Origin of the sequence: Aeromonas sp. R7-5 (assembly GCF_040908015.1) — a bacterium.
In the GTDB taxonomy this organism is placed as follows: domain Bacteria; phylum Pseudomonadota; class Gammaproteobacteria; order Enterobacterales; family Aeromonadaceae; genus Aeromonas; species Aeromonas caviae.
Genome location: NZ_JBFOCZ010000023.1, coordinates 1 through 10,977 on the forward strand (window position 1 = coordinate 1; position 10,977 = coordinate 10,977).

The 10,977-nt window shown below is 49.5% G+C and carries 11 protein-coding genes; 7 read left to right on the forward strand and 4 right to left on the reverse strand.

Annotated elements, in window-relative coordinates; genetic code table 11:
• Positions 1 to 360: 360 nt before the first annotated feature.
• Together AB5Y53_RS07695 and AB5Y53_RS07700 are read right to left on the reverse strand one after the other, a co-directional pair.
• Positions 361 to 1,191 carry a hypothetical protein gene (locus tag AB5Y53_RS07695; protein WP_368181539.1) on the reverse strand — a complete coding sequence of 277 codons (831 nt, stop codon included), beginning with the start codon at positions 1,189 to 1,191 and terminating at the stop codon, positions 361 to 363.
• A gap of 11 nt (positions 1,192 to 1,202) precedes the next feature.
• The gene (locus AB5Y53_RS07700) at positions 1,203 to 1,844 is read right to left on the reverse strand and encodes a hypothetical protein (protein ID WP_368181540.1); all 642 of its coding nucleotides are present in this window, start codon (positions 1,842 to 1,844) and stop codon (positions 1,203 to 1,205) included.
• A gap of 545 nt (positions 1,845 to 2,389) precedes the next feature.
• On the opposite strand from AB5Y53_RS07700, the gene AB5Y53_RS07705 reads away from it, so the two are divergent.
• The 3 genes from AB5Y53_RS07705 (at position 2,390) to AB5Y53_RS07715 (ending at position 5,128) form a co-directional block, all read left to right on the forward strand.
• The gene (locus AB5Y53_RS07705; protein ID WP_368181542.1) at positions 2,390 to 2,920 is read left to right on the forward strand and encodes a hypothetical protein; all 531 of its coding nucleotides are present in this window, start codon (positions 2,390 to 2,392) and stop codon (positions 2,918 to 2,920) included.
• Entirely contained in the window at positions 2,917 to 3,927 is a 1,011-nt protein-coding gene (locus AB5Y53_RS07710) for a tyrosine-type recombinase/integrase (RefSeq protein WP_368181543.1), read from the forward strand. The genes AB5Y53_RS07705 and AB5Y53_RS07710 overlap by 4 nt, the downstream gene beginning before the upstream one ends.
• 706 nt (positions 3,928 to 4,633) lie before the next feature.
• A complete protein-coding gene (locus AB5Y53_RS07715; RefSeq protein WP_368181544.1) occupies positions 4,634 to 5,128 on the forward strand; it encodes a hypothetical protein in 495 nt (164 codons plus the stop codon).
• Positions 5,129 to 5,302: 174 nt separating this feature from the next.
• On the opposite strand, the gene AB5Y53_RS07720 is transcribed toward AB5Y53_RS07715, so the two are convergent.
• Positions 5,303 to 6,241 (reverse strand): hypothetical protein, encoded by a 939-nt coding sequence (locus AB5Y53_RS07720; protein ID WP_012766362.1) that lies wholly within the window; start codon positions 6,239 to 6,241, stop codon positions 5,303 to 5,305.
• A gap of 198 nt (positions 6,242 to 6,439) precedes the next feature.
• On the opposite strand from AB5Y53_RS07720, the gene AB5Y53_RS07725 reads away from it, so the two are divergent.
• From AB5Y53_RS07725 to AB5Y53_RS07740, 4 genes are all read left to right on the forward strand, one after another.
• Positions 6,440 to 6,955, forward strand: a complete 516-nt coding sequence (locus tag AB5Y53_RS07725) for a PAAR domain-containing protein (protein WP_368181545.1) — start codon at positions 6,440 to 6,442, stop codon at positions 6,953 to 6,955.
• Between the two features lie 206 nt (positions 6,956 to 7,161).
• On the forward strand, positions 7,162 to 8,055 hold the full coding sequence (locus AB5Y53_RS07730) for a DUF2235 domain-containing protein (RefSeq protein WP_368181546.1): 894 nt from the start codon (positions 7,162 to 7,164) through the stop codon (positions 8,053 to 8,055).
• Positions 8,056 to 8,059: 4 nt separating this feature from the next.
• Entirely contained in the window at positions 8,060 to 8,374 is a 315-nt protein-coding gene (locus AB5Y53_RS07735) for a hypothetical protein (protein WP_047235023.1), read from the forward strand.
• Between the two features lie 573 nt (positions 8,375 to 8,947).
• Positions 8,948 to 9,952: a hypothetical protein gene (locus AB5Y53_RS07740; RefSeq protein ID WP_368181548.1), complete on the forward strand. Its 1,005-nt coding sequence runs from the start codon at positions 8,948 to 8,950 to the stop codon at positions 9,950 to 9,952.
• A gap of 26 nt (positions 9,953 to 9,978) precedes the next feature.
• Here the strand turns inward: AB5Y53_RS07740 and AB5Y53_RS07745 are convergent, their stop codons facing one another.
• Entirely contained in the window at positions 9,979 to 10,971 is a 993-nt protein-coding gene (locus tag AB5Y53_RS07745) for an IS5 family transposase (RefSeq protein ID WP_368166140.1), read from the reverse strand.
• Positions 10,972 to 10,977 lie beyond the last annotated feature (6 nt).

The following is a 10,977-nucleotide window of genomic DNA, read 5'->3' on the forward strand; positions in this document are numbered from 1 at the left end:
TTGGTATGACATTATTACCTCCGTGAGGGATGTTCAAAACCATGAAACGTTGGCCTACCGTCAGACCTGGTATGAAACTCTATTACTCGCCCACATCAAGGGGAAGATGGATGGCTGACAATTGAGAGGTTTGCTGAGCAAATCGGGGCCACAGTCGCCAGCGAGGCACTTTTCAGGGTGGTAACAATCGAGCCCAAGCAGCCGCCGCTGTACAGTTGAGGGTTCAGACACTGATGTCGGTGCTCTGCACTCATAGGGTGCAAAGCCGACAACGATGTTATGTCATTGAAAATAAATGGAATCTTGTAAATGTCAGGCCGGTTCAGCATGATATGGTTGTGGGCATGGTTTTATGTGTGGCTACTTGAGGAAGGAACTAATTAGTCTGTAGATAAACCTATTGCTTTTCTTTTTATAACTTGAACTATTCAATTCTTTTTCTTTTATTTTATTTAAATCTAGCGTGTGGATACTAAATTTTGGGCCAACTTTGGCACAATATGCGTATTCGTAGATGCTTTCGATGGATGGATAATTAATTGGCCAGTCTGTATAAACCTTGACGCCGTAGGCGCTGAGTAACGGTAGCGCATAGGAGATATGGCTAATTCTCTGTAGGTACCTTCCATTTAAAACGCCGAAGGTATCAGTTCCCACATGGCTTTTGATGAAAAATATTTCAATGGAGTCTGCTGGTGGATAGTTGAATTGAGATATTGTTACAGGAATTAGGTCGATTTTATGGTTTCGACAGAAATTCACTCTATTTTTTCCTTCTCCAGCGATAATTACCCCGAGCTCTTTTACTAGATAATAATATGCTTCCTTGCCATGTTCCGGCGACAAGATAAAGTCAATGATTTCTTTCTCAGCATGTTTTCTATGTTCGGGCCACCAATTCCAGCTGCGCCCAAGAGTATTGGCTATCGGGACGTATTTAACGCCAAGGTTTTCATAGTCCGGGTATAATGGCATGAAAGGAATTATGTTATTCATAAATGTGTCGCCACCATAAGGGCCATCATACTCCCCGGACCGCTGCCTTCCATGTAAATCATTCGGGATTTCAGCGGGGTTGCGCCGCCCAGTGACGTCAATTTGATACTTCAAGTCGGCAAAGTTTTTTGCCGCAGAAAGTACAGCTGGGGATAGATATGACAAATCTAGCTCTTTATTTGAATCTTTAGCCATTGTTTTGTGTCTCAACTATTATTGTACATTGCCGTTTTTTGTAACTCATGAAGCAATTGCTGGAATTCATTGGTAAGTTTTTGCAGCCCGAAGTAGTGGAGGGATAGCGTTTCATACATCCCCTTAGCTGTAACAATTAAATCACTAACACCTTCTATGCACAGTTGAGCGTTATCCACATACATGAATTTTTTAACAAATTCACCGCGCCCATGGGTAAAGAGAGAAAACTTTTCGTATTGAGCTAAATCCTGCTTAGTGAACTGCTTAAACATGCCTTCAAGGCCATTTTTTCCCTCCTCCCCAAATTTATCTAACGCTGATGTCATCTTAAAAAAACTAGGAAAATCCTTTTCTCCAGAAATAAGTGGTTTAACATCAGTTCCTTTAGGTTTCTCAATAATGTCCAAATATATCGCCTTCGTGTATATTTCCAAAATAGAACGAAGAATGACGATGGCAGGGAAAGGTCTTCCATTATTTATAAGGTGTAGAAAGGTGTCATAAAAATCGGTACAAATTCTGAAATAAGCTCGGTTTAGGTTTAGGTAATCATCTTCCGATGCAGGAAGTTTCTGATTATTTAGCTCACTAATCAGCAAGAAGTTATTCATAGCTTCGTCAAACGAAGTTTGTAGCTCTTCAATGGTCATATTTTCAATATCCTGTTTATCTTTTGGGTAGTGTTCATGCTACCGCGGATTAAGGGGAGGGTGAACAGGAAGTTTTATACAGCATCAAGAGTTCGGCAACCGCACCGGGGCATTTGTACCAAGAAGCCCGATTTAGCGCTGCTATACAGACTTTATTGTCACTGCACAACCAAATGTGAATTGACAATAAAGTTTGTACATAACTGGCACTACAGATCAGTCACTTGCACAATAAAGTTTGTACACTAATCGGCCATTTTAACCAGGAGTCCCGAGGTGCCTACCGGCGTTGGAGCCCAAGCCGATAGATAGCAAATTCTTGTAAAACCAGCATTTTTCGACGCTATGTACAATCTTTATTGTCTCAAATCCCTTCTGTGTACAAACTTTCGCGCCTGTGTACAAACTTTATTGTCACTGCACAACACCAAAGTATCTATTTGAAGCCTCCCTCACTCTACTTATTAAAATGTCCGTTTGAAAAAGTAGTGTTTCTGGAATAGGATATTGGCAGGAAAGTCCTTCATTTTTCACGGAGAGAACGTATGAGAGAGGTGCACTTCATTAGCCAGGCAGAGGCCGAAAAACTGGCGCCGGTTGCCGGTGCAGCGATGATCTCGATCACCGACCCGGACAAACCGGAGGCGACCCTGGGTGATTGGCAACTCCTGTATCGGGACAGCTTTTACGATGGCGGGTACAGCGAGGACACCATCCGTACCATGAAAGGGTCTTTCCGGATGAACTATGCATCCTACATCGACTCCGGTCAGGCGAAGAACCTATCCCGTTATATCGATGAGTTGGTGCTGAGCGGTATCAGTCAGATCTTTGTTCACTGCTACTACGGCGAATCCAGAAGCGGTGCGATTGCTTTGTATCTGTGCAACAAACATGGATTCACCCCGAACAAGCCCATCACCAAACCGAACAGGACGGTCTACGATCTCCTCTCCTCCCCCTCTAAATATGAACCACTGATACAAAGTTACGAATCACAAGATATTGCACCCACCAAGGACATATACACCAAGATATGGGATTTGTTTCTCGTGGCTATCGGTGTAAGGAGGTGACTTTGCACGAACAGAACAATGACGGTGCCACTGAACTTTCACACGCGAAGCTCGTTGTCTTGTCAGAACAAACCCTAGACGGGAGCCCGCCGCAAGTCATCGGGGCGTTGCGCAATGCACAAGATAATCCGGCAGTGGCATACCTGATCAGCCTTGGCTCCAAGCGCAGTCGGCAAACCATGGGCTCATTTCTCAACATCGTTGCTCGGATGATCGGGTTTCAAAACCTGCGTGACTGTGCATGGGAGTCGATGCGGCGGCATCATGTCCAAGCTGTGATCCAAATGCTCAGCGACTCTGACCGCGCTCCAGCCACGATCAATACCTACCTGGCTGCGCTGAAAGGAGTGGCCCTGGAAGCGTGGACAATGAAGCAGATTGATACCGACAGTTACCAGCATATCAAGCAGGTGCGTTCGGTGAGAGGCTCTCGTTTACCCAACGGGCGGGCCCTCGAAAAGCACGAGGTCAGAGCCCTGTATTTCACATGTGAAAATGATAGGAGCTCCAAAGGGCTGCGTGACGCAGCCATCCTTGCTGTTTTAGTCGGGTGCGGACTTCGGCGCTCGGAGGTTGTCGCCCTCGATATGGAATGCGTCATCACCAGGGATCAGGCGCTTCGGGTGCTTGGTAAGGGCAATAAAGAACGCATCGCATATGTGCCTGACGGGGCCTGGCAGCGGCTTATGCGCTGGGTAGATGAGGTTCGTGGTGAGCAGCCGGGAGCACTGTTTCAGCGGATCAGGCGGTTTGATGATGTCACCGCCGAGAGAATGACTGACCAGGCTATCTACCACATTCTTGAAACGAGGAGGATTGAGGCTGGGTTGGAAAAATTTGCTCCGCATGATCTCCGCCGAACCTTTGCGTCGGCCATGCTGGATAATGGTGAGGACATCATCACGGTCAAGGACGCGATGGGCCATGCCAGTGTCACGACCACGCAGAAGTATGATCGTCGGGGTGATGAACGATTGAAACAGGCCAGTCGGCGACTCGATTTTTGAGTCGGAAGACCAATGTTAATCAGTTGCGCACTCAGAATTTAAGAGGTAAATTTCAGCCACAAATCCTCAAGTGTGCGAACGTCGCTGAACGTGACCTAATCTTGATGGTAATTGTTGACTTGGTAAGTATCGCCCCCCCGCAGGTGGGGGTTAACGGTGGGGATCGGCATGGTGCTGGTCGGCAACTCCATCGCCCCCCCGCAGGTGGGGGTTAACGGCGTCTGCCGCATTACAAGCCACAAGGCAAAAAATCGCCCCCCCGCAGGTGGGGGTTAACGGGTCTCGTTCAACGTTGGCACGAAGTTCAGCGTATCGCCCCCCGCAGGTGGGGGTTAACGGGACTATGACGATCGCCGACGCAGGCAGCAGCAGATTGCTCCCCCGCAGGCGGGGGTTAACGGCGCCCAGTTTTTACATACCGACGTAATGTTGGAGCTATCCCCCGAACCTGGGGGTTCACGGGGCAGATCCAGAGCGCAGGTTTTTTGCAGTCTAGTCCCCCCCCCCCACGGCTGGGGGTTAACGCATCAGTCACGACTGGTTTTTTGCCAACATGTCATTTCCCCCACGAGGTGGCTGCTGACACCGAATCGGTGATCTCAGCCGTAACTGCTGAGTTACCAGTTGATTTCCCTGAGCACATCAGCAATGCCATCTTCGATGGGCTCTCCAGCCAGTCGGCTAAGATTTTGAAGGGGGTAGCCAAATGAGCGAAGAAAACGATTTTGGTGAAAGCATCAAATTCTACTCTGATGGGCAACGGGATCCTGTCAAGCGGACAGGCCTGACTGTCCAGTACACAGTGACTCGGGCCAGCTACCCAACAATCAGTATCGAGGTAGCCCCCATCCGAGCAGCGGGAGTAAAACCTGACTGGCAGCGAAAGATCACAGTACAGCTGACGAAGGCAGAACTGACCGCGTTTTGCAGTGTTATGTTTGGGCTGCGAAAGGAGGCCACCGGCTCATACCATGGTGATGCAAACAACAAGAGCTGTGCGCTCTACAACAATGGTAAGTCTGGAGTGGCTCTCATAGTTAGCCATCAAGGAGAGCAGCTTCACCACTTCTTGTCTGCTGACGATCGGATGGAGGCCGCCGTATTTTTTATCCGGCGTTTGGCGGAAGCTTGGAAAGTGAGCTCATCTGATGCGATTGCGTTGTTACGACAGGCGGCCTGGATGGATAAGCACCTCATTTAAACCCATTAAGGCGGGAGTGACATGAGTCCTTTTTTGCGAGAAGATAGGGCGCGTTGGTTGCTACCCGATGTGACCACCATGCTCTTCTTGCCGCTCCCGTAGCGGCTTTTTTTTAAACTTAGAAAAGCCCCACCGGGGAGGCAGGGCTATGAGGTTTTATACAAGCAATCAGCGCTATAAGAATTTTTCCGCAATAGCTCTTTTTCCTTTGGGATCCGATGATTCCAAACAGTCATTTTCCCGGTAGTAAAAGCCACTTACTACTAGGTCACTATTACCAATTGTGACCTGAATAAACAATTCTGCGCCATCACTCCATGTGTCTCGCACTTCGGCTTGGCATACCTCTCCATTTAGTTCAAATTCAAATGCTTGGTGATTGACATCATAGTTTTTGAGTGCTGTGCGGAGCAGGGTCTCAGCTATCAGAACTCTCTTTTTCTTCGAGAGCATTTCCAGAGACCATTCTTTAACTGGGCCATACATACCACTGCTGTTTAAAGCGTCCAAGATTTTTCGCATGTGCCCACCAGTGAACTGATTAACCAGCAGTGATGAACGCGAACCATGTGGTTCACCAAGAATTTCACTTTTGAGGTTCCACCATGTTTCAGCCACTTCTGCTTGGCGAGCATTTCTAACTAGCTCTTGAACGCACCATGCGATGGCATCACGACTGCGGATTGTTCCATCCGCCTCAAGGGTGACTTGGGTCGCCACCACAACGACCGGATAAGCATTGTCATGGTAAAGTGGTTTATCAAGACGATACGCATCTAAACCTGGAACATTGCGCACTTGCTCTACTAGCGAATTTGCAGCCTCTTCACTATAAGGGCATGAAACAAAGCCTTTGACGAACTTGACTACATGATCGAGGCCTTTATATAGACGGAACAAATCACCAGCTCGATCTTCATTTGGCCTTAGTCTATCTCTAGGGATCGTTAGCACCGGATGCCAAGTCGCATATCCGTCTATTGAGTTACCCAGTTCTTTCGTCAGGCGCTCAAATTCATTTTTTCCCGAGATAGGGTCGCTCAAATTCTTTGTCAGATATTTCAGCTTGGCTGCATTAACTTCTGCCGCTGCCGTTGGATAGCGAAACTCCATGAATACCTCTAATTGCGTAAGTTGGTGTGTTTACGTAGATTGTTGATCGAGCGTAATGTGCAGTCAATGCGTATTTTGGTGTTTTCGACTCTCCTTGGGCGCGACAGAAGTCGGCGCTTATCGCTTGCAATATCATCTCATTCAGCCTTCGTAAGCTTCATTTGAAGTATCATTCCGATCCCAAAATGGAGGTATTTGATGAGAAATGTGGCAAGGAAAGGTGATCCGACTAGCACGGGTGGGGTGATCCAAGAAGGAGACAGCTGCTGGCTCAGCGAAGGCTCCCCAACAACCTATATCGGAATGATAGCGACTTGCCCTTCTTGCAAAGTAGGACAGGGCCCTATTGTTGCCGTCGGCCCTCGTTCTATCATCGGTCCAGGTGGGCCTGTGGCGCTGCAAGGAGACTATGTTGCTTGCGGTTGCCCATCAATGAGCAATGTAATTCTTCCTGCCCAAGGAACAACTGTTGGTGACAATATGGGTCCCCGAGCCAAAGCAGCCAGCACACCAGTAGAACCACCAGCTTCCACACTAGCCGACTCACCGCCAGCTTCCACACTAGCCGACTCCGCAACAGCTCCTCTCGTCCCGCTGGTGGATCAGCTTGAGACTCGGGTGGGTGTTTTTTTGATGGAACCCAAAACAATAGGCATAACAGCGAGCTGCGAGAGCAATGCGAACAGGCCAGTGTTCCTGCCTGCCAATCCATAGAGAAATTGATAGGTACGAACTCTTCATACGATGGCGGAGCAACAAACATAGCTAGGTTACATCAAGCCTATGTCGGCCAATCTCTCTACATTGAGGGGATTGGAACCTCCGCAGGCAAGACTGACTCTACACTCGATATGGCCTTCGGCAGCGGCTCAACTGGAGTAATAGCAAGAGCGAAAGAAGGCCTGACCAAGATAACCAATATGATCACTAACCTTCCCTCTGGTCCGGTGGCGGTGGACGTGTTCGGCTTTAGTCGAGGTGGGGCAGCCGCTAGACACTTCGTTAATCTCCTTAACGACTCCAAACTAGGGCGACCTGTACGTGTAGCCTTCGTTGGTCTCTTCGATACAGTCGCGGCCATTGGCCCGGATACCACCGACGATGAAAATGGCAGCGTGCGCCTCTACATTGCCCCAGGGGCTGCCGAAAAGGTCGTCCAGCTTGCCGCTCAAAACGAGTACCGAGAGAACTTCGCTCTTAATTCTGTGCGACCAGACCATACTGAGATACTGCTTTTGGGTACCCACAGTGATATTGGTGGTGGGTACATTGCACATGAGGAAAGAACGCCGATTATGCGCCCCTATGATGCCATCTTGAAATTTGGGGATGACGCAGCCTATAAGCGATTCGAAGCAACGGCCAATGAGCGGCTACAAGAAGCGGGTCGGCACTATATCGAGTATGTGAAAGACCCAAGTCAGATCAAACCAGTGATTCAAAAGTTTGCTGTGGTTTCCAAGACTGATCACCCAATGGTGGGGTATGTTGCCAATGCGATAATGACCAGAATGGTTAAACCCGAGCTGCAACTGCTTTCTGGGCATCTGATGCAACATATCGCACAAGAAAGTGGAGTTCCCATTAACGCTATTGCAGAGCCTGTACCAGGAGAGCTGGCTTTCTTATACAGCAAATACCTTGATATGCAGAGTGGGGCTGAAATCACCTTGTCCGAGGAGCAGCAGAAGTTACTGATGACCGAATATGTTCACTGTTCCGACAGCTGGAATCCGGCGATTAGCCATCTGTATGTAAACGCCCCAGCTCCTGGTCGTGTTCGCCGCGTCTACCAGCAATCACCTGGGAAGTAACCTGATGAAGCGAATAGCGATTGCCTTGGCTCTCTCTCTCATGCTTGCAGCGTGTGGCGATGCCGAGGAAAAGAAGCAGTCCCATAAGTCTCCAGAGGAGCAGGTAATCAGTGAACCGGCTCATGGTCTTGGAGTCATTTTTGGCAAACCGGATCCCAACTACACCCCACCCGGAACACCGGTTGATAGCCCTGGCTTTAAATTGGCAATCCCAGAGGATCGCTGGAAAAAGATGACCCTCAACCAATATGGGGAAGTCGTACCCAATGAAAACGAGCCTGTCACTTCCAACAGCCAAGCGAAAGCCAATGAGAAATAGGTTGCTGATGACATCCGCGCCCTGAGCTGCAATCATGGACCCTATACAACAAGGAGGAAGGGACCAATGTCCTTTACCACAATCACTCTCGATGTTGCCTTGACCATGGCCCCGGCCGATTTGTCTGGCGTCATCAATGGAATACCGGTCAATCCGGCAGAGCCGCCAGCCAGAGACATCCCGAACGAAGAGCGTTCGGCGGAGGAACTGATGCTGTGGTGGCGTCAGCCATATTTGGTATGGCACCAAAGTGGCCACTGGGTAATTCGATGCCTCGATGGTGGAGCTTGGGATCGCTCCTCAGTCTTGGGGCAGCATCCGGAGCTCGGCTCAGCGCTAGAGTTAGCAATGCAGCCCACACGGGCCTATGCAATCGCCGCCCGCCAAGCCCTGGAGAATGGTGCTGTCCTAATGACATTATTGGGAAGAGAGTAGATCTAGCTTACTTGTGTCGGAAAGATGAAAAGAGAGAGCCTCCAATAGGGGGCTCTCTCTTTTCCTGCACGGCCAAACAAGCACCACAATGGAAAGCTCTCTGTGTGCTGCAAATTACAACTACATGAGGAAACTGAGATGGATATTGTCCGTTGTATTGAGCGTGCAAAAATCAAAGCATTTTATCGGCTGCTGGTGGACCGACTTGGCTCTGAGGTGTGGGCTGTGCGAAAAGCTGCGTATTTGAAGCGCATACGAGAGCAGGAGTCGAAGTTCAGTATCAGGCGACCGATAGAACCTCAGCTCTTCTCTCCGGCAGAAGATGACATCGACTGGTATATCCTGATGTCGTATCTGGCCCATGATTTTGAGTATTGCGACTCAGCTTACAGCAGTAGACGGCTCTGGCCCTATGCCATGGCTATCGGAGCCGTCGCAGAGAAGCTTCGCACTGTCCCCAATGTTGATGGTGTTCTCGATAAAATGCTGGCGAATAACAACAAGCCAGAAACCCAGCTTTTTGAGCTGCTGACGGCCTCGTTCTATTTGAAAAATGGCTACGAGGTTGCCTTCATCCCAGAAAACAGCATTGTCTGGCCCGACGGGAAGACCAAAAAATCCCCCGATATGCTGGTTTGCTCTGGTGATCTAGAGTTCTACGTCGAGTGCAAACGCTCCGATAAGCAGACGAGGTACTCAAAAATAGAAGAGCAGGCATGGGCCGACATCTGGGATAAGTTGAGCCATCATATGCTCAAAGTTGCGCCGTGGAACATCATCAACCTGGTTTTCCATGAGCAGGTCTCCGATATTACCGCACAAGAGGTCATCAACTTGGTTAATCTCGCCATCAAAGGGGGCGCAGGGAAAGCATCTGATGGGGCAATAAGTGTAGAAATTCGAGCCATCGACAAGCTTCGCCTAAAGCGCCATTACCGGAAATTTTCGGTCAGACCCAATAGCCCTCAGCAAGAATTACTGGTGTTTGGTGATATCGACAGCAATGAGAAGCGCAATATCTCGACTATTGCTAAGGAAGGTGCGAACAAGTGGATCGCACCTTTACCACGAACTCTTTGTCCGCATTTGAAATGCCCATCACACCAAAAACCTGACTTTTTTCCGCAAGTATTCGGCTATTAAGCGCCATTTAGCCTCATTTTCGAGGCTTATCTCGATTTTTGGGCACAGCTATCCCATGCCCGTATCATCTGGTCCACGCGAAACAGATTCGCCAGCGTAAACAACATCGCCAGTTGGTTGTCGTTCTTGCGCAGCCCCTTGAACCGCGCCTTCACAAAGCCAAACTGACGTTTGATGATCCGAAACGGGTGCTCCACCTTGGCGCGGATGCTGGATTTGAGCCTCTCAAAGGCAATGACAGCCTTGTTTTTACGGGGATATTTTTTGAGTTCCTTGAGTTTTCCAGGGCGCATGGCAATCGCCCACTCGGCCTCGACATCGGCAAGCTCTTCACGATTTTCGGCCCCCTGATATCCAGCGTCGGCGAACACAAACTCTTCCTTGCCATGGAGCAGATTTCCCACTTGATTGAGGTCGTGCTCGTTGGCGGCCGTGGTCTCCAGACTATGCGTCAGGCCACTCTTGGCATCGACGCCGATATGAGCTTTCATGCCGAAATACCACTGATTGCCTTTCTTGGTCTGATGCATCTCGCCGTCACGCTCTCCACGCTTGTTTTTGGTGGAGTTGGGGGCTTCGATGATGGTGGCATCGACCAGCGTGCCTTGCTTCATCATGATGCCGGCGTCAGAAAGCCACTGGTTGACGGCGTCGAAGAGCTGACGGGCCAGTTGATGCTGCTCCAGCAGATGGCGGAAGTTCATGATGGTGGTGCGGTCAGGGATGGCCTGGTCCAGGGAGAGTCTGGCAAACAGACGCATCGAGGCTATCTCGTAGAGTGCGTCCTCCATGGCACCGTCGCTGAGGTTGTACCACTGTTGCATGCAGTGAATGCGGAGCATGGTATCGAGTGGGTAGGGACGACGGCCATTACCTGCCTTGGGATAGACGGGCTCGATGACCTCCAGCATCATCGCCCATGGGAGCAACGCATCCATACGAGCCAGGAATAACTCCTTACGGGTTTTGCGGCGTTTACCATTGAACTCGCTATCCGCGAAGGTAAGCTGATGATTCATGCTGAA

Coding starts and splice junctions, on each gene's coding strand:
- AB5Y53_RS07695 (WP_368181539.1), bottom strand. CDS start 1,191: ATGGCTAAAGATTCAAATAAAGAGCTAGATTTGTCATATCTATCCCCA.
- AB5Y53_RS07700 (WP_368181540.1), bottom strand. CDS start 1,844: ATGACCATTGAAGAGCTACAAACTTCGTTTGACGAAGCTATGAATAAC.
- AB5Y53_RS07705 (WP_368181542.1), top strand. CDS start 2,390: ATGAGAGAGGTGCACTTCATTAGCCAGGCAGAGGCCGAAAAACTGGCG.
- AB5Y53_RS07715 (WP_368181544.1), top strand. CDS start 4,634: ATGAGCGAAGAAAACGATTTTGGTGAAAGCATCAAATTCTACTCTGAT.
- AB5Y53_RS07720 (WP_012766362.1), bottom strand. CDS start 6,241: ATGGAGTTTCGCTATCCAACGGCAGCGGCAGAAGTTAATGCAGCCAAG.
- AB5Y53_RS07725 (WP_368181545.1), top strand. CDS start 6,440: ATGAGAAATGTGGCAAGGAAAGGTGATCCGACTAGCACGGGTGGGGTG.
- AB5Y53_RS07730 (WP_368181546.1), top strand. CDS start 7,162: ATGATCACTAACCTTCCCTCTGGTCCGGTGGCGGTGGACGTGTTCGGC.
- AB5Y53_RS07735 (WP_047235023.1), top strand. CDS start 8,060: ATGAAGCGAATAGCGATTGCCTTGGCTCTCTCTCTCATGCTTGCAGCG.
- AB5Y53_RS07740 (WP_368181548.1), top strand. CDS start 8,948: ATGGATATTGTCCGTTGTATTGAGCGTGCAAAAATCAAAGCATTTTAT.
- AB5Y53_RS07745 (WP_368166140.1), bottom strand. CDS start 10,971: ATGAATCATCAGCTTACCTTCGCGGATAGCGAGTTCAATGGTAAACGC.